This is a genomic window from Pseudaeromonas aegiceratis (genome assembly GCF_046254905.1).
Classification (GTDB): Bacteria; Pseudomonadota; Gammaproteobacteria; order Enterobacterales; family Aeromonadaceae; genus Pseudaeromonas; species Pseudaeromonas aegiceratis.
Genome location: NZ_CP158016.1, coordinates 3,295,523 through 3,312,464 on the forward strand (window position 1 = coordinate 3,295,523; position 16,942 = coordinate 3,312,464).

A 16,942-nucleotide genomic window follows, 5' to 3' on the forward strand; every position below is an offset into this window, starting at 1 on the left:
GGGATCATACCCCAGCCAGGATGAACAAATACAGCGAGGAACATGACCCCCATCTCCCTGAGCATGATAGTGCTGGCCTACTTGTTCGGCTCCATCTCCAGCGCCGTGCTGGTGAGCCGCTGCTATGGCCTGCCCGATCCCCGGGGTTATGGTTCTCACAATCCCGGCGCCACCAATGTGCTGCGCCAGGGCAGCAAGCTGGCCGCCCTCTGGGTCTTGCTGTGCGACATGCTCAAGGGCACCATCCCTGTCTATCTGGCCTGGTACCTCAAGGTCAGCCCCTTCTTTTTAGGTCTCATCGCCATCGCCGCCTGCCTGGGGCACATGTATCCCCTGTTCTTTCAGTTCCGCGGCGGCAAGGGCGTCGCCACCGCCCTGGGGGCCCTGATGCCCATCGGCCTGGACATGGGCGCCTTCATGATCTGCAGCTGGCTGATCGTGCTGCTGCTGTCGGGCTACTCCTCCCTGGCGGCCATCATCGCCGCCCTGCTGGCGCCCCTCTACACCTACCTGCTCAAGCCGGAATACACGCTGCCGGTGGCCATGCTCTGCTGCCTCGTCATCTACCGGCATCACGAAAACATCAGCCGGCTGCTCCATCATCAGGAACCCCGGCTGTGGCATAAGCGCGGCTCAAACCGGCGGCAGTGAGTCCAGACTCCAGCGCGGCTTCACCACCAGTTCCAAGCCTACCGTCTGGCCGGCCTTCAAGCGCTGCAGGCCGGCATAGGCGATCATGGCGCCGTTGTCGGTGCAGTATTCGGGGCGCGGATAGAACACCTGGCCCTTGAGTTCTGTCATCATCTCGGCCAGCTGGGCCCGCAGCTGACGGTTGGCGCTGACGCCACCGGCCAGCACCAGGCGGTTGAGGCCGGTCTGCTTCAGAGCCCGCTTGCACTTGATGGCCAGGGTATCCACCACCGCCGCCTGGAAGGCGTGGGCGATGTCGGCCCGGGTCTGGGGATCATCCCCCTGCTGATGAACTGTGTTGGCGGCAAAGGTCTTGAGGCCGGAGAAGCTGAAATCCAGCCCGGGTCTATCCGTCATGGGCCGGGGGAAGACGAAGCGCCCCGGGTTGCCGGACTCCGCCAGCCGGGAGAGCAGCACGCCGCCAGGGTAATCCAGCCCCAGCAGCTTGGCGGTCTTGTCGAAGGCCTCGCCGGCGGCGTCATCCACCGACTCGCCGAGGATCTGGTAACGGCCTATGCCATCCACCCGCACCAGCAGGGTGTGACCGCCGGAGACCAACAGGGCCAGGAAGGGGAATTCCGGCGCCGTCTCCTCCAGCATGGGGGCCAGCAGGTGGCCCTCCATGTGATGCACCGCCACCGCCGGCTTGTTCCAGGCCAGGGCCAGGGAGCGCCCCACGGTGGCCCCCACCAGCAGGGCCCCCACCAGCCCCGGGCCGGCGGTGTAGGCCACCCCGTCGATGTCATCGGATCCACAACCGGCCTCGGCCAGCGCCGCCTGGATCAAGGGCAGGATCTTGCGCACGTGATCCCGGCTCGCCAGCTCAGGCACCACGCCGCCGTAATCGGCATGCAGCTTGACTTGGCTATATAATTGATGGCTGAGGATCCCGAGACGATCATCGAAGATCGCAATCCCGGTCTCGTCACAGGATGTTTCAATACCTAAAACGCGCATGAGGGCAAAATTTGGCTGCTAACTTGAGCGCGGTATGGTACATTCCGGCGGTTTTTTAAACCAGCAGGATCTGATCGGGGTTTACTTGCCCCCTTGCTTGGGATTAAAATTCCGCACCATTTTTAAGTCAGGCTGGCCTGCATCGGCCAACCAACCACACAGTCACCGAGGTGAGAGGCACATGCCAGTAATTAAAGTACGTGAAAACGAGCCGTTTGATGTCGCCCTGCGTCGCTTCAAGCGTTCTTGCGAGAAGGCCGGTATCCTGTCCGAAGTTCGTAGCCGTGAGTTCTACGAAAAGCCGACTACCATCCGCAAGCGCGCCAAGGCTTCCGCAGTTAAGCGCCACGCCAAGAAGCTGGCTCGCGAAAACGCTCGTCGTAACCGTCTGTACTAATCGGCCGGTCACCCGCCGAGGACGCTGAACCATGTCACTGCAAGAACAGATCAAAGGCGATCTCAAGCAATCCATGCTGGCCAAAGATAAGGCCCGCGTTGGAACCTTGCGCCTGCTGATGGCCGAAATCAAACAGGTGGAAGTGGATACCCGCACCACACTGGCAGACGCTGACATAGTGGCGGTCATCGCCAAGATGGTTAAGCAGCGTAAGGATTCCATCAGCCAGTTCGCAAGCGCAGGCCGCCAGGATCTGGCGGATGCCGAGCAGGCCGAAATCGGCGTGCTGCAGTGCTTCCTGCCTCAGCCACTGAGCGAAGCCGAGCTGGATCAGCTGATCGATGCAACGCTGACCGAACTGGGTGTCAGCGGCATGCAAGCCATGGGACAGGTGATGAACACCCTGCGTCCCAAGGTCCAAGGGCGGGTCGACATGGGTGCCCTGAGCGCCAAGATAAAGGCGCGGTTGGCATAGTCCGAGACGTTTCCGATAATAGGCCGCGCCGTCGTATGATAGCGCGGCTTATTTATTTGTGCGGAGTGTAACTTGGCAGGCAGGATCCCCCAGTCCTTTATCGAAGATCTCCTGGCCCGGACCGATATCGTCGAGCTGATCGACAGCCGGGTACAGCTGAAGAAGGCCGGCAAAAACTACCAGGCCTGCTGCCCCTTCCATAACGAGAAGAGCCCCTCCTTTTCCGTCAGCCCGGAAAAGCAGTTCTACCACTGCTTCGGCTGCGGCGCCCACGGCAACGCCATCAGCTTCATGATGGAATATGACGGCCTGGGTTTTCGCGATGCCATCGAAGAGCTGGCCGACCTCCACGGCCTGAAGATCCCCGAAGAGAGCCAGGACAGATCCGGCCCGGATCCCCAGATCGCCCGGGATCATTACCAGCTGCTGGAGCAGGCCAACCAGTTCTACCAGAGCCAGTTGCGCCAGGCGCCGACGGCCATCGACTACCTCAAGGGGCGCGGCCTCAGCGGTCAGGTGGTCAAGCAGTTTGCCATCGGCTATGCCCCGCCCGGCTGGGACGGCCTGCGCCAGCTGCTGGTGCGCAACCGCCAAACCGAGGAGCAGCTGGAGACCCTGGGCATGCTGATCAAAAAGGAGCAGGGTCGCAGCTACGATCGCTTTCGGGATCGCATCATGTTCCCCATCCGCGATCGCCGGGGCCGCATCATCGGCTTTGGCGGCCGGGTGCTGGGAGACGGTACCCCCAAGTACCTCAACTCTCCCGAGACCCCCATCTTCCACAAGGGCAAGGAGCTGTATGGCCTGTACGAGGTACGTCAGGCCCACAAGGAGCCGGCCCGCATCCTGATCGTGGAAGGCTACATGGACGTGGTGGCCCTGGCCCAGTACGGCGTCGACTATGCGGTAGCCTCGCTGGGCACCTCCACCACCGCCGAGCACATGCACCTGCTGTTTCGCACCACGGCCCAGGTGATCTGCTGCTACGACGGTGACAATGCCGGCCGGGAGGCCGCCTGGCGCGCCCTGGAAAATGCCCTGCCCTGCCTGCAGGACGGCAAAGAGCTGAAGTTCGTCTTTCTGCCCCCCGAGCACGATCCCGACTCCTTCATCCGCGCCGAGGGCAAGGCCGCCTTCGAGCAGGCCCTGGATCAGGCCCAGTCCTTCGGCGACTTCCTGTTCGAGCGGCTGGCGCGGGATCTGGCGCTGGAAGGGGATGCCGGCAAGCATGAGCTGGCCAACAAGGCCATCGCCCTCATCCGCCGGGTGCCGGAAGGCTTCACCCGGGAGGGCCTGATCACCCGCCTCTCCAGCCAGTTACGCTGGGGGGAAAACGAGAAGCGCCTCAAGGAGATATTGGCCCGTCAGGAGCGCCAGGCCCAGGAGCCGCAGCCGGCCACCGCCAAGGCCGGCAAGATCAAGCTGACCCTGGTGCGCCGCGCCATCGCCCTGGTGGTACAGCACCCGGCCATCGCCGCCGAGTTGCCGCCGCTGCCGGATGAGCTGCGCGCCCTCAAGCAGCCTGGCATCGGTTTCTTGCTGCAACTGCTGGCCCAGGTGCAGGCCCGCCCCCTCACCACAGGCCAGCTGCTGGAGCAGTGGCGCGGCACCCGGGAGGGGGATGGTCTGGCTCAACTGGCCAGCCTGGAAGAAGTGGCCATCGGCGAGCATATCCGGGAGGAGCTGGAAGACACCTGTGCCCGACTCATCGAACTCTATCTGCAGCAGCGGCTGGACGAACTGCAGGAAAAAGGCAGCCAGGGCAGGCTCAGCGCCGAAGAAACCCAGGAACTGATGCTGCTGCTGAGCGAGCGCAGCCAGCGCGGCGGGTAGCAGAAACCCAGCTCGAGGCACCCGAGGCAATGGCGCCGAGACAGAAAAAGAGTGACCTGGGTATTGAAATTTGACCCCGACGCCCCTATATCTTGGGAACGCCCGGTTACGGGAAACGAATTAGACGTGAAAAGACTGAACATGCAGACCGATTTGCCCGGCCTTGGCCCGGGGCAGCGGTCTTTTATGCATTAATCATGGTGAGCGTGCTTTTTTGGTGAAATTTTGCTACTATCGCCGGCTTCGCACGTGACGGTACCAGACACCCTTGCAACACCAACCGGATGAGTTCTATGGAGCAAACCCCGCAGTCGCAGCTTAAACTCCTTGTTGCCAAAGGTAAAGAACAGGGCTATCTGACCTATTCAGAGGTCAACGACCACCTGCCGCAGGACATCGTTGACTCGGATCAGATAGAAGACATCATTCAGATGATCAATGACATGGGTATCCAGGTGGTGGAGAACGCCCCGGATGCCGATGATCTCATCATGACCGAAAGCGCCGCCGATGAAGACGCGGCCGAGGCCGCCGCTCAGGTGCTGGCCTCAGTAGAATCCGAGATTGGTCGCACCACGGATCCCGTGCGCATGTACATGCGCGAAATGGGTACTGTGGAGCTGCTGACCCGTGAAGGCGAAATCGACATCGCCAAGCGCATCGAAGACGGCATCAACCAGGTGCAGAGTTCCGTGGCCGAGTACCCGGAAGCCATCACCTACCTGCTGGAACAGTACGACCGCCACGATGCCGGTCAACTGCGCCTGTCCGACATCATCGCCGGCTTCGTCGATCCCAACGAGACCGACGACATGGCCCCCACCGCCACCCACATAGGTTCCGAACTGGGTGAGGATGAGCTGGAGGATGAGGACAAGAGCAGCAGCGATGATGACGAAGACGAAGACGAAGACGGCGATGGCAACAGCGACGACAGCAGCGATGACGATGGCGGCCCGGATCCCGAGGTAGCCCGTCAGAAGTTTGCCGAGCTGCGTGAGCAGTACGAACAGACCCGCGTCAGCATCCGTGGTCTGGGCCGGGAGCATCCCGAGACCCTGAGCCACATCCAACAGCTGGCCGACGTGTTCCGTCAGTTCCGCCTGGTACCCAAGCAGTTCGATCGCCTGGTTTCCAACATGCGGGAGATGATGGAGCGGGTGCGGGTGCAGGAGCGCATCATCCTCAAGGCTTGCGTCGAGCAGGCCAAGATGCCGAAGAAGAACTTCGTCGCCGCTTTCACCAACAATGAATCCGAACTGGCCTGGTTCGAGGCGGCCAAGGCCGCCGGCAAGAGCTGGTCAACCGCCCTGCAGGCGGTGGATGAGGACGTGCAGCGCGGCATCGCCAAGCTGCAGCAGGTGGAAGAGGAGACGGGCCTGGTCATCGCCCAGATCAAGGACATCAACCGCCGCATGAGCATAGGTGAGGCCAAGGCCCGCCGTGCCAAGAAGGAGATGGTGGAAGCCAACCTTCGTCTGGTGATCTCCATCGCCAAGAAGTACACCAACCGCGGGCTGCAATTCCTGGATCTGATCCAGGAGGGCAACATCGGCCTGATGAAGGCGGTGGATAAGTTCGAGTACCGTCGTGGTTACAAGTTCTCCACCTACGCCACTTGGTGGATCCGGCAGGCCATCACCCGTTCCATCGCGGATCAGGCGCGGACCATCCGTATCCCGGTGCACATGATCGAGACCATCAACAAGCTCAACCGCATCTCCCGCCAGATGCTGCAGGAGATGGGGCGTGAACCCAATCCGGAAGAGCTGGCGGTGCGCATGGGCATGCCGGAGGACAAGATCCGCAAGGTGCTGAAGATCGCCAAGGAGCCCATCTCCATGGAGACCCCCATCGGCGACGACGAAGATTCCCATCTGGGGGACTTTATCGAGGACACCACCCTGGCCCTGCCCGCCGATGCGGCCACCAGCGAAAGCCTGCGCAACGCCACCCGCGAAGTGCTGGCCGGTCTGACCGCCCGGGAAGCCAAGGTGCTGCGCATGCGCTTCGGCATCGACATGAACACGGACCACACCCTGGAAGAGGTCGGCAAGCAGTTCGACGTCACCCGGGAGCGTATCCGGCAGATCGAGGCCAAGGCGTTGCGCAAGCTGCGTCATCCCAGCCGCTCCGAGGTGCTGCGCAGCTTCCTGGACGAATAGGCACCAATCAACAGGTTGATGCATTTATGTGCATCTAACCTGTTGATATCTGGACGCCCAGAGTCGGTATCTTTATAATCCAGTCCACATTTCGGCCCCTTAGCTCAGTGGTTAGAGCAGGCGACTCATAATCGCTTGGTCCACGGTTCAAGTCCGTGAGGGGCCACCATACAAAACAAGGGCTGACAGTATCTCTGTCAGCCCTTGTTCTTTATTATGTGCGGCCACTGTTGGGCACCGCCGTATCACAAGATAACCGCCGCCCTAGCGCCCTTCCCCATCGATGCCCAGTTGCCCTTTCAACCAGATGAAACACAGCAGCAAGGCCCCCCAGAGCGCCATGGTCAGGTAGGGGCTCACGCCAAGGATGTTGAAGCCACTCTCTATAGTCTGCAGGAGCAGCAGTGCTAGTATCATCCCCAGGATCCGCCGCCGCCCCCCATCCGGATTAACCCCCCCCAGCACGGCCGCCAGAATCGAGACCAGCAGATAGGACTCACCATAGGAGGCCTTGGCGGAGTTGAGTTTGGACATCATCATGAAGCCCGCCACACAGCACAACAGGGACGATACCATGTACACCAGGATCAACACCCAGCGGGTATTGATCCCCGCATAGGGCGCGGCCCGCTCATTGGAACCAATCAGGTAGATGGCTCGCCCAGCGCGGCTCTTCTCCAGCAGCAGCCAGAGCAAGAGTGCCACCAGGGCAAACAGCACCAGCGGCAAGGGGATACCGACCAGGCTGGTGCGATTGAGCCAGAGCACCCAATCGGGATAGTTGGCGATGGCACTGCCCCCGTGATCAGAATGTTGGCGCCCTTGAGCAGGGTCATCATGCCCAAGGTCGCCAGTATGGGGGAGACCCGCACCCCGGCGATGAGCAGGCCATTGACCTGGCCGATCAGCAGGGCACAGCCCCCAGAGCGCTCATCCCCAGCAGAATGGTCGATAACAGGCCCACAATGAGTGATTTTCGCATATGCACCTCTTCATCAATGGATGGAGTATCCGTCTCCAACGATAGGAGGAGCGCCCATGGCAAACATTCACTTGCCTGCTGCAGATATGCACGATTTTGCAGCACGCTGGAAACTGTGACCCGGTTCAGCTGGCCTCACTCGGTTTCACATGACCCGTGGCCATGGGTGGCGAACGCCGGGCAAGCAACCACCACAGCCGGTACTGTGTGGGGTTGCCAGATCACATGGCTGGGCGCATCATTAGACATCTGTTCATAACTAGATACTTGTCCATGACAGAACGGGAGCAAGAAATCCTGCGACTGCTGCGCGAAGATCCCATGATCCCGCAGCAGCAACTGGCGGATCGGCTGGGGATCAGCCGCTCAGCTCTGGCCAGCCATATCTCCAGCCTGATGCGCCAGGGGTATGTGCAAGGTCGCGGCTATGTGCTGCGTGAAGGCCCCTACGCCGTGGTCGTGGGTGGCGCCAACATGGATATCTGCGGCACCGCCGAGGGGCCGCTGCGTCAAGGGGATTCCAATCTCGGCAAGGTGCGCCTGGCCCCCGGCGGAGTCGGTCGCAACATCGCCGAGAACCTGGCCCGTCTGGGCAGCGATTGCCGCCTGGTCAGTGCGGTGGGCCGCGATCCCCACGGTGAACGGCTCATCGAAGTCAGCCAACAGGCCGGCATCAACATGCGCCATGTGCTGCAGCTGGAGGGGCATTCCACCTCCTGCTACCTGAGCCTGCACGGCCAGGATGGCGAGATGCAGTGCGCCATCAACGACATGGCCATCCTCGAAGCCCTGACCCCTCAGCGCCTGGCGCCGCTGGATGGCCTGCTGGGCGCCGCCCGCGCCCTGGTGCTGGATGCCAACCTCACCGAACCCACCCTGGCCTGGCTGTTTGGCCGCTATGCCCATCTTCCCCTGTTCGTCGACACCGTGTCGGTGGCCAAGGTGGAAAAACTCCGCCCCTGGCTCGCCGCCATCCACACCTTGAAACCCAACCGCCTGGAGGCCGAACGGCTGTGTAGGCGCACCATCACAGGCCCGGCCGACGGCCCGGCGGTGGCCGCCTGGTTCCACCGGGCCGGCGTGCGCCGCCTGTTTCTCAGCCTGGGAGAACAAGGGGTCTTCTACAGCGATGGGGAACAGCAGGCCCATCTGCCGATCCTGCCCAGCCCTGTCGTCAATGTAACCGGCGGCGGCGATGCCTATATGGGTGCCCTGATCCACGCCTGGCTGCAAGATTACGATCTGCACCAAAGCGCCCGCTTCGCCCGCGCCTGTGCCGCCCTGGCCGTCGCCAGCCCGGACACCGTCTTTACCGGCCTCTCTCTGGCCGCCGTTGAACGTCTATTGGAGGAATACCCATGTTGAACGCCTATCTGGATATCCAGCCTGAAGTGGCCGATGCCCTGGCCGCAGGCCGCCCCGTGGTCGCCCTGGAGTCCACCATCATCTCCCACGGCATGCCCTATCCGCAGAATGTGGAGACCGCCCGGCAGGTGGAACAGGTGGTGCGCGACAATGGCGCCATCCCGGCCACCATCGCCATCATGGATGGCAAGCTCAAGGTGGGGCTGGATGCGCAAGCGCTGGAAGCCTTAGGCAAAGGTGGTCAGGCGGTGACCAAGTGCAGCCGACGGGACATCCCCTTCGTGCTGGCCAGCGGCAAGGCTGGCGCCACCACAGTGGCCTCCACCATGATCATCGCCGCCATGGCCGGCATCCGGGTGTTTGCCACCGGCGGCATCGGCGGGGTGCACCGCGGGGCACAGGAGACCTTCGATATCTCCGCGGATCTGCAGGAGCTGGCCCACACCGGGGTGGCCGTGGTCTGTGCCGGTGCCAAGTCCATTCTCGACATCGGTCTGACCCTGGAATACCTGGAAACCCAAGGAGTGCCGGTGATCGGTTACCAGACCGAAGAGCTGCCCGCCTTCTATACCCGCCACAGCGGCTTCCCGGTAGATTACCGGCTGGACACGCCGGCGGAGATCGCCGCCGCCCTGCGGGTCAAATGGGAACTTGGGCTGCAAGGCGGTGCCGTGGTGGCGAACCCCATCCCCGAGCAGTTCGCCATGCCAAAGGCGGACATAGATGCGGCCATCAACCAGGCGCTGAACGAGGCGGACACTCAGCAAATCACCGGCAAGGCCTCCACCCCCTTCCTACTGGCCCGGGTCTGTGAACTGACCGGCGGCAACAGCCTGGCCTCCAACATCAAGCTGGTGCTCAACAACGCCGCCCTGGGGGCGCAAATCGCCGCCAACCTGGCCAAGTAAAGACCACTAGCCTCCCGCAGGAACAGACCAGCCAACGTCGCCTGCGGGACCTCCTCCCGCTGTAGAATATTTCATCTAGTTTCTTGTGGCCCTTTCGGCGCCGCCGTATAATCGAGCCGTTTTATGACATAAATCAATATAAAAACCGAAGCCGTCTCCCACGAGGGCGTCATGCGCAGCCCATCCGTTGGATCATCAAGGAATACGATCATCATGAAAAAAATGCTTGTTGCTGCAATGGCGCTGGCCCTGGCCAGCCCGGTTGCCCTGGCCCAGATGAGCAGTGTGGGTGCCGCCAACTCCAGTAAAAACAACGGCAATGGCAACGCCTATGCCTACGGCCATAACAAGACGGGCGACGACAGTGGCCTGGATGACCTGTTTGACAATGGCGGAACCACTACAGATCCCTTTTCCGGGGATACGTCCGGTAGCGACCTGCTGCCCACCAGCGGCAGCGACATCACCAGCGCCGTGCCGGAGCCGGCTGCCTACGCCCTGCTGAGTGTCGGCCTGCTGGGTCTGCTGATCAGCCGTCGCCGGAGCAGCAAGCGCTAACCTCGCGCAACCCCCTCTTCATGACAGGCGATCGTCTTGATGACGACCGCCTGTTCTGTTTTACACCGTGAAACCTAGCCGAATAGATCCTTGTATCCAGCATTTATCTGTTGTGCCCGCACTGGTTGAATTTTAGACTGGCGTCGGAGTCACACGAACCGCCTGGCAGATGGTCCCGCCAGGCCCCCACCCACGCAAGGAAGAAAAACATGAAAAAACTGTTCTACGCTCTCCCCTTGCTGCTGGTGATGCTCACTCCCCGAGCCTTTGCCGAGGTGCTGGATCTCAGCACCTGGACAAGCAGTGGGAATGTCACCACCTCCAGTACCGGCGCCGTCCTCACCTCCACCGATTACTACAGTACGACCAGCTACGGCGGCACCACGGGCTCAACCCTGTCCACCGTGCTGGACCTGGTAGCCGGCAGCGTGATCTCCTTCGACTGGAATTTCACCAGCGGCGACTACAGCCCATATAACGACTTTGCGCTGTTTGTCATCGGTGATGAGGTCATCACGCTGGCGGATGTGCTTGGCCTGGGGAATACCACCAACGTCACCACCTCTACCGGTTGGCAGAGCTTCAGCTACACGGTCACCAGCACCGGTAGCACCGCCGTCTCCCTGGTGGTCAGCAATGCCCTGGACAATAATTTCCAATCCACGCTGCAGGTCAGCAACCTGGCCGTCGCCGCCGTGCCGGAGCCACAAGCCTATGCCCTGCTGGGTATCGGTGTGATTGGCCTCTTGCTCTCCCGGCGGACCCGCCAACAAGGCGCAAGACAGATCTAACCCGTCGAGCGTGTGGAGTTGCAAAGGCCCCCTCTCTTGGGGGTTTTTTATTGCCCGCGCGTCAGGGCTGGCTGACCGGCGCCCAGCGGAAGCGGCGCCACTCGGCCTGCATCTTGGCAGGCATAAAGGTCCAGGCCAGAAAACGGCTGCGTTTGTTGCCCTGGGCCATGGCCACCTCACGGATATCCTGCACCCCCATCTGCTGCAGCGCCTGGCGCACCGGCGCCACATTCTCCTGCTTGGACAGCAGGCAGCTGAACCAGTGGCATTGGCTGGCAAAGTCGCGGCTCTGAACCGCCATGCGGCGCACGAAGCCCAACTCGCCACCGGGGCACCACAGCTCGTTGTGCTGGCCGCCAAAATTCAGGGCCGGCGCGGTGTGCTGTTCCCCCTTGGCCAGCCCCAGATTGCGCAGCTTGCGCCGGGTCCCCTCGGCGGACGCCGCGGCGGAGGCGTGAAACGGCGGGTTGCACAGGGTCAGGTCGAACAGCTCACCGGGCTGGATGATGTTGGCGAACAGCTGCTGTGGATCCGGCTGATGCCGGCACTCCAGCCCCTCCGCCAGGGTCGGATTGGCCTGCCGCAGCCGGGCCACCGAGTCCAGGGCCCCCGCGTCAATATCCGCGCCGACAAACGACCAGCCGTAGGCGTGGTGACCGACGATGGGATAGATGGCGTTAGCCCCCACCCCCACATCCAGCACCCGGATGCTGGGGCCCCGGGGGATCCCCTTGCCGGTCTGCAGCAGATCCGCCAGATGGTGCAGGTAATCGGCCCGGCCTGGGATGGGCGGGCAGAGATAGCCGTCGGGGATATCCCAATGCTGCAGGCCGTAGTACGTCAGCAGCAGGGCCTGATTGAGGGCCTTGACCGCCGCCGGATCGGCAAAGTTCAGCGTCAGATCACCACGGGGACTGGGTTGCACGAAGGCAGCCAACGCCGGGTTGGCCGTCAACAGTCGAGGGATGTCGTAACGGCCTTGATGCGGGTTACGGGGGTGCAGGCCGGAGGGGGTCGATGCCATGATGGGGGTCGGCGCAAGGGAACTGGCCCGTCAGTGTAGCCAATTCCCGCCGCCGACTAAACCGGCCTTAGCGATGGGCCCCCTTGGAGGCGTACTTGGGCCGGGCATTCATGATGTACTCGATCTGCTCGTCGCTCATCTTGCCCTTGCTCAGGCCCAACACCCGGTAGGTGATGTAGGGTCGTGCCGGCAGGGCGATCATCAGCGCCTTGATCTGGATGTCATCCTCCAGATGGGGATTGCCGTAGGCATAGGTCAGCACGCCGGCATCCAACAAATTTTTGACGGCGGGTTCGGTGACCGGCAGGTTGATGACGCTCTTGCGCTGAAAGATGAACTCCCGCAGCACCGCCTTCTCGTTGAAATCCAGGCAGGCCACCATCTTCTCCAGCCGCGCCTGCTGATAGTGGCTGCGCAGCCGGCCCATCACCAGATCCCAGCCGATCAGCAGCCCCTGACTGACAAAATAGGAGAGCGCCACCAGCACGCCGGCCCACAGCACCAGGGTGAATTGGCCCTGCCAGGCCTGGAAGGGCTCGCCCAGTTGCTCCAATGGCAGCAGCAGCAGGGCGCCGCTGCTCAGCAACAACCAGATCATCAGCCAGTTGAGGGAGCGGAATTGGCTAAAGTAGGAGTTCCACTGTTTCATGATGTTTCCCTGACGGTTAAGAGCCTAGTCATCAGGGAATAGCAAGGGCTGTGCCAGCCTCGGCCGGCACAGCCGGCTCAACGCTGGAACTGCTGGATCAGCCGGGCCAGGCCCTCCAGCCGATGTACCAGCAGGCTGATCTGATCCACCGCCTTGTGGCTGTTGTGGGTGGTGTCACCGGCCAGGCCGCGGATGTTGTGCACGTTGCGGTTGATCTCCTCGGTCACGTCGGCCTGCTGGGCCACCGCGGTGGCGATCTGGTGGCTGGTGTCGGTGACCTGATCCAGCATGACGTTGATCTCTTCAAGCACCTTGCCGGTGGCCACCGCCTGATCCCGACAGGCCTCGGAGCGCTGCGCCCCCTGCTCCATGGAGCCCACCGCCACCCCGGCCGACTGCTGTAGCTGGCGGATCATCTGCTGGATCTCCTCGGTGGAGCGCTGGGTCTTGATGGCCAGGGAGCGGATCTCGTCCGCCACCACGGCAAAGCCGCGCCCGGCCTCACCGGCCCGCGCCGCCTCGATGGCGGCGTTGAGCGCCAGCAGGTTGGTCTGATCGGCGATGCTGTCGATCACCTCCAGGATACCGTCGATACGCCGGCTGTTGTTGGCCAGCTCGTTGATCACCTGCTTGGACTGCTCCAGCTCGTCATGCAACTTGTTCACCGAGGCGATGGTGGTGTCCACGCTCTGCCGCCCCTTGGCCGAGGTCTGGCGCGCCAGCTCCACCAGCTCGGAAGACGAGGTGGCGCTATCTGCCACCTCGCGGATGGAGGAACTCATCTCGTTGATGGCGGTGGCCAGCTGTTCCGTCTCCGCCAGCTGGCGCTCCAGCTTCTCTGTGATGCCACGGATGTTGGCCCTGTCGTCCTCCGCCTCTTGCAGGATCAGCTCGCTGGTATCCCCGGTGCGCCCCACCACGGCCCGCAACTCGGCCTTCTTCATGCGCAGGGCCAGCTCGATGGCCGCCAACTCGTCCCGCCGCCCTGTGTAGATCACCTGGGTCAGCTCGGTATCAAACCCTTCCCGGGCCACCTGGGCCAAGCGGTTCAGCTTGCGGGACCACCAAACCCCGAAGCCCAACTGCAGCAGCAGTATCACCAGGGCACCGGCCAGCAGGGGCCACTGCTGGGGCAGCCAGAGGGCCAGGCCGGTGAGCAGCAGCGCCCCCAGGCCCATGGTCTGGTTCAGCCAACCGACTCTCAGCGCAGGTAAACGCAGGGCCCGGGGCAGCTTGCCCGCCTTGATGCCCCGGTAGAGCCGCTCCGCCCGCGCCACCTCCTCCCGGGAGGGCCGGCTGCGTACCGACTGGTATTCATGCACCTGACCCTTGGCATCCATGATGGGGGTGATGTAGGCGTTGACCCAGTAATAGTCGCCGTTCTTGCAGCGGTTCTTCACCAGCCCCATCCAGCTCTTCTTGACCTTCATGTGCGCCCAGAGATCGCTGAAGGCCGCCGCCGGCATATCCACATGGCGCACCAGGTTGTGCAGGGCCCCCTCCAGCTCGTCGGCCTGATAGCCGGCGATGTCGCAGAAGTGGTGATTGGCATAGGTGATGCGGCTCTGCAGATCCGTGGTGGAGATAAGATTGTGCTGATCCGAGAAGTGTCGTTCCTGTCCCGACTGCGCTTGGGATGTCATGCCGTTGCTCCTGCCACTGGCCAATAAACATTCAGTCATCGGACATCTTACCCAGTGCGCGACCCGCAAAGAAGTGTGCCAGGTCGATCAACGCAAGATAAAAATCGAACGATCCCACCGACGCAACCTCTTGAAAAGGCTTACATAACAATTCGTTAAAAAATCTAACAGGTCAGCTGCAATCGACCAGGTCTCTCATGACACCCTTCAGCCAGCGCAGGGCCGGCTGGGCATCCTGCACCGGGTGCCAGACGCAATTGAGGTGGTAGCTGGGCATGGCGCTGGGCAGGGCCACCTGACGCAAGGACCAGGCCGCCGCCAGCAGGCTGGCCACCTTGGCCGGCAGCACCAGCAGGTAGTCGGTCTGGCTGACGATGGCCGCCGCCGACATATAGCTCTGGCTGTTGACAAAGATGCGCCGGCTCAAGCCCTGGCTCGCCAGAAACTGATCGACGATGGACTCCCGGGTGCCCAGGGGAGAGTGGAAGACGTGGGGCATGGCAATCAGCTCATCCAGGCTCAGCGCCGCGCCGATCTGGGGGTGATCCCGCCGCACCAGGCCGCTCAGGGGCTCGGTGAGCCAGGTTTCGCGGCTCAGGTGGGGCGGCACCTGCATGTACTCATCAAACCCCAGCACCAGATCGATACGTCCCTCCGCCAGCTCGGCCTCCGGCAGGCGATCCCGCAGTATGTCGATCTCGATATGCACCCCGGGCGCCAGTTGCCGCAGCCTGGCGATAAGCGGCGGGATCAGCACACACTCCACGTAGTCCGTGGTGCTGATGACGAAACGCCGCTGGCTGGTCTGCGGATCGAAGCCCTCCGGGCTGCTCAGCTGCTGCTCCAGCAGCAGCAGGGCCTGACGCACGCCGGCATGCAGCCCCTGGGCCCGCGGTGTGGGCAGCATGCCCTGGGGGGTGCGCACCAGCAGAGGATCGTCGAAGAAGCGCCGCAACCGGTTCAGGGCATGGCTCATGGCCGGCTGGCTGATGAACAGCCGCTCCGCCGCCCGGGTGACATTGCGCTCCTGCATCAGGGCGTCAAAGGCCAGCAGCAGATTCAAGTCCAGTTGGTGCAGCTTCATCATCATTCTCAACATGAATAAGGTAATTAATAATATTCATTTGATGGATGACAGCACAAGTTCCTACACTGCAGATCACTGACGCATACCGGCTCTGCCCCTCGCCCAGTCGCACCCGCCCCGGGCTCTGCTGGTCGTCCGCTAGGTATCGCTCTCGAACGTCGCTGGTTGAGTCAAACCAGTCCATCTAACCCCAGCGGCGGGCCCAAGCCCGCCTGTTGCCGCTTTGCTGGCAGCCCGCCTGCCAGCGCGAGGAGTCTGTAATGAGCACACTGTTGAGCACCCTGCCTGCCGCCGATGGTTTCTTTATGCCCGCCGAGTGGGCGCCGCAACAGGCGGTGTGGATGATTTGGCCGTACCGCCCGGACAACTGGCGGGAGGCCGGCCGTTACGCCCAGGCCACCTTCGCCCAGCTGGCCGAGGCCATCGGCGCCGCCACCCCGGTGTTTATGGGGGTTCCGGCCCGGTTTATGGAACAGGCCCGGGAGATCATGCCCGCCGCCGTCACCCTGGTGGAGATGAACAGCGACGACTGCTGGGCCCGGGATACAGGCCCCACCGTCGTCATCAACGCCGCTGGCGAGTGCCGTGGTGTGGACTGGGGCTTCAACGCCTGGGGCGGCCACAACGGCGGCCTCTACTTCCCCTGGGATCAGGATGAGCTGGTGGCCCGCCAGATGCTGGCGACCCAGGGCTTCGACCGCTACCAGGCCCCCCTCATCCTCGAAGGCGGCTCCATCCACGTGGACGGCGAAGGCACCTGCCTGACCACCGCCGAGTGCCTGCTCAACGCCAACCGCAATCCGCACCTGAGCCAGGCGCAGATCGAGCAGCACCTGCAGGATTACCTGGGCATCCGCAAGGTGATCTGGCTGCAGGACGGCACCTATCTGGACGAGACCGACGGCCACATCGACAACATGGCCTGCTTCGTGCGCCCCGGCGAGGTGCTGCTGACCTGGACCGATGACGAGCAGGATCCCCAGTACCCCCGCTCCAAGGCGGCGCTGGAGGTGTTGCAGAACGCCACCGACGCCCAGGGCCGCAAGCTCAAGATCTGGCTGATTCCGCAACCGGGTCCCCTGTACTGCAGCGAGGAAGAATCCCAGGGCGTGATCGACGGCAGCGGCGTGCCCCGCGAGTCCGGTCACCGGCTGGCGGGCTCCTATGTGAACTTCCTCATCACCAACGACCGCATCGTCTACCCGCTGCTGGATCCCAAGACCGACACGCTGGCCCAGGCCAAGCTCGAGGAGATATTCCCCGACCATACCGTCGTGGGCATCCCGGGCCGGGAAATCCTGCTGGGGGGCGGCAACATCCACTGCATCACCCAGCAGATCCCCAGCGGCAAGTAAGCCGCAGCGGCTAACCCCGTTGGAGGGGTATCGCTGCACGGCCGGGAGAGCGCGTCCCTAAGC

General features: G+C 62.7%; 16 protein-coding genes and 1 tRNA gene. 11 read left to right on the forward strand and 6 right to left on the reverse strand.

Annotated elements, in window-relative coordinates; all coding sequences use genetic code 11:
* Positions 1-42: 42 nt before the first annotated feature.
* Positions 43-651, forward strand: a complete 609-nt coding sequence (plsY, locus tag ABHF91_RS15525; protein ID WP_409421152.1) for a glycerol-3-phosphate 1-O-acyltransferase PlsY — start codon at positions 43-45, stop codon at positions 649-651.
* On the opposite strand, the gene tsaD is transcribed toward plsY, so the two are convergent.
* Positions 634-1,647: a tRNA (adenosine(37)-N6)-threonylcarbamoyltransferase complex transferase subunit TsaD gene (gene tsaD, locus ABHF91_RS15530; protein ID WP_409421153.1), complete on the reverse strand. Its 1,014-nt coding sequence runs from the start codon at positions 1,645-1,647 to the stop codon at positions 634-636. The genes plsY and tsaD overlap by 18 nt on opposite strands.
* Positions 1,648-1,828: 181 nt before the next feature.
* On the opposite strand from tsaD, the gene rpsU reads away from it, so the two are divergent.
* The 5 genes from rpsU (at position 1,829) to ABHF91_RS15555 (ending at position 6,686) form a co-directional block, all read left to right on the forward strand.
* Positions 1,829-2,044, forward strand: coding sequence for a 30S ribosomal protein S21 (gene rpsU / locus ABHF91_RS15535; RefSeq protein WP_345013001.1), 216 nt, complete (start codon positions 1,829-1,831; stop codon positions 2,042-2,044).
* A gap of 31 nt (positions 2,045-2,075) precedes the next feature.
* Positions 2,076-2,519: a GatB/YqeY domain-containing protein gene (locus ABHF91_RS15540; RefSeq protein ID WP_409421154.1), complete on the forward strand. Its 444-nt coding sequence runs from the start codon at positions 2,076-2,078 to the stop codon at positions 2,517-2,519.
* Between the two features lie 72 nt (positions 2,520-2,591).
* Positions 2,592-4,352 carry a DNA primase gene (gene dnaG, locus ABHF91_RS15545; protein WP_409421155.1) on the forward strand — a complete coding sequence of 587 codons (1,761 nt, stop codon included), beginning with the start codon at positions 2,592-2,594 and terminating at the stop codon, positions 4,350-4,352.
* Positions 4,353-4,636: 284 nt separating this feature from the next.
* The gene (gene rpoD / locus ABHF91_RS15550) at positions 4,637-6,517 is read left to right on the forward strand and encodes an RNA polymerase sigma factor RpoD (RefSeq protein WP_409421156.1); all 1,881 of its coding nucleotides are present in this window, start codon (positions 4,637-4,639) and stop codon (positions 6,515-6,517) included.
* A 93-nt stretch (positions 6,518-6,610) separates the two neighbouring features.
* Positions 6,611-6,686 (forward strand) — tRNA-Ile (locus ABHF91_RS15555).
* A 95-nt stretch (positions 6,687-6,781) separates the two neighbouring features.
* On the opposite strand, the gene ABHF91_RS15560 is transcribed toward ABHF91_RS15555, so the two are convergent.
* Complete coding sequence (locus tag ABHF91_RS15560) at positions 6,782-7,285, reverse strand: ABC transporter permease (RefSeq protein WP_409421157.1); 504 nt, start codon at positions 7,283-7,285, stop codon at positions 6,782-6,784.
* 487 nt (positions 7,286-7,772) lie between these two features.
* Here ABHF91_RS15560 and ABHF91_RS15565 point away from each other — a divergent pair, with 487 nt between their 5' ends.
* The 4 genes from ABHF91_RS15565 to ABHF91_RS15580 all read left to right on the forward strand — a co-directional run bounded on the left by ABHF91_RS15565 (position 7,773) and on the right by ABHF91_RS15580 (position 11,121).
* Positions 7,773-8,864: a PfkB family carbohydrate kinase gene (locus tag ABHF91_RS15565; protein ID WP_409421158.1), complete on the forward strand. Its 1,092-nt coding sequence runs from the start codon at positions 7,773-7,775 to the stop codon at positions 8,862-8,864.
* On the forward strand, positions 8,858-9,772 hold the full coding sequence (locus tag ABHF91_RS15570; protein ID WP_409421159.1) for a pseudouridine-5'-phosphate glycosidase: 915 nt from the start codon (positions 8,858-8,860) through the stop codon (positions 9,770-9,772). Before ABHF91_RS15565 ends, ABHF91_RS15570 begins: the two co-directional genes overlap by 7 nt.
* Before the next feature lie 213 nt (positions 9,773-9,985).
* Positions 9,986-10,330 carry a PEP-CTERM sorting domain-containing protein gene (locus ABHF91_RS15575; RefSeq protein WP_409421160.1) on the forward strand — a complete coding sequence of 115 codons (345 nt, stop codon included), beginning with the start codon at positions 9,986-9,988 and terminating at the stop codon, positions 10,328-10,330.
* Positions 10,331-10,539: 209 nt separating this feature from the next.
* Complete coding sequence (locus ABHF91_RS15580) at positions 10,540-11,121, forward strand: PEP-CTERM sorting domain-containing protein (RefSeq protein ID WP_409421161.1); 582 nt, start codon at positions 10,540-10,542, stop codon at positions 11,119-11,121.
* 61 nt (positions 11,122-11,182) lie between these two features.
* Here ABHF91_RS15580 and rlmF read toward each other — a convergent pair whose 3' ends face one another.
* The 4 genes from rlmF to ABHF91_RS15600 all read right to left on the reverse strand — a co-directional run bounded on the left by rlmF (position 11,183) and on the right by ABHF91_RS15600 (position 15,521).
* Entirely contained in the window at positions 11,183-12,145 is a 963-nt protein-coding gene (gene rlmF / locus ABHF91_RS15585; protein WP_409421162.1) for a 23S rRNA (adenine(1618)-N(6))-methyltransferase RlmF, read from the reverse strand.
* A gap of 67 nt (positions 12,146-12,212) precedes the next feature.
* Positions 12,213-12,794 carry a superinfection exclusion B family protein gene (locus ABHF91_RS15590; protein WP_409421163.1) on the reverse strand — a complete coding sequence of 194 codons (582 nt, stop codon included), beginning with the start codon at positions 12,792-12,794 and terminating at the stop codon, positions 12,213-12,215.
* Positions 12,795-12,871: 77 nt separating this feature from the next.
* Positions 12,872-14,437 (reverse strand): PAS domain-containing methyl-accepting chemotaxis protein, encoded by a 1,566-nt coding sequence (locus ABHF91_RS15595; RefSeq protein WP_409421164.1) that lies wholly within the window; start codon positions 14,435-14,437, stop codon positions 12,872-12,874.
* A 172-nt stretch (positions 14,438-14,609) separates the two neighbouring features.
* The gene (locus tag ABHF91_RS15600) at positions 14,610-15,521 is read right to left on the reverse strand and encodes a LysR family transcriptional regulator (RefSeq protein ID WP_409421165.1); all 912 of its coding nucleotides are present in this window, start codon (positions 15,519-15,521) and stop codon (positions 14,610-14,612) included.
* Between the two features lie 263 nt (positions 15,522-15,784).
* On the opposite strand from ABHF91_RS15600, the gene aguA reads away from it, so the two are divergent.
* Positions 15,785-16,879 (forward strand): agmatine deiminase, encoded by a 1,095-nt coding sequence (gene aguA / locus ABHF91_RS15605; protein WP_409421166.1) that lies wholly within the window; start codon positions 15,785-15,787, stop codon positions 16,877-16,879.
* The last annotated feature ends 63 nt before the right edge of the window (positions 16,880-16,942 follow it).

Coding starts and splice junctions, on each gene's coding strand:
- plsY (WP_409421152.1), top strand. CDS start 43: ATGACCCCCATCTCCCTGAGCATGATAGTGCTGGCCTACTTGTTCGGC.
- tsaD (WP_409421153.1), bottom strand. CDS start 1,647: ATGCGCGTTTTAGGTATTGAAACATCCTGTGACGAGACCGGGATTGCG.
- rpsU (WP_345013001.1), top strand. CDS start 1,829: ATGCCAGTAATTAAAGTACGTGAAAACGAGCCGTTTGATGTCGCCCTG.
- ABHF91_RS15540 (WP_409421154.1), top strand. CDS start 2,076: ATGTCACTGCAAGAACAGATCAAAGGCGATCTCAAGCAATCCATGCTG.
- rpoD (WP_409421156.1), top strand. CDS start 4,637: ATGAGTTCTATGGAGCAAACCCCGCAGTCGCAGCTTAAACTCCTTGTT.
- ABHF91_RS15565 (WP_409421158.1), top strand. CDS start 7,773: ATGACAGAACGGGAGCAAGAAATCCTGCGACTGCTGCGCGAAGATCCC.
- ABHF91_RS15570 (WP_409421159.1), top strand. CDS start 8,858: ATGTTGAACGCCTATCTGGATATCCAGCCTGAAGTGGCCGATGCCCTG.
- ABHF91_RS15575 (WP_409421160.1), top strand. CDS start 9,986: ATGAAAAAAATGCTTGTTGCTGCAATGGCGCTGGCCCTGGCCAGCCCG.
- ABHF91_RS15580 (WP_409421161.1), top strand. CDS start 10,540: ATGAAAAAACTGTTCTACGCTCTCCCCTTGCTGCTGGTGATGCTCACT.
- rlmF (WP_409421162.1), bottom strand. CDS start 12,145: ATGGCATCGACCCCCTCCGGCCTGCACCCCCGTAACCCGCATCAAGGC.
- ABHF91_RS15590 (WP_409421163.1), bottom strand. CDS start 12,794: ATGAAACAGTGGAACTCCTACTTTAGCCAATTCCGCTCCCTCAACTGG.
- ABHF91_RS15595 (WP_409421164.1), bottom strand. CDS start 14,437: ATGACATCCCAAGCGCAGTCGGGACAGGAACGACACTTCTCGGATCAG.
- ABHF91_RS15600 (WP_409421165.1), bottom strand. CDS start 15,521: ATGAAGCTGCACCAACTGGACTTGAATCTGCTGCTGGCCTTTGACGCC.
- aguA (WP_409421166.1), top strand. CDS start 15,785: ATGAGCACACTGTTGAGCACCCTGCCTGCCGCCGATGGTTTCTTTATG.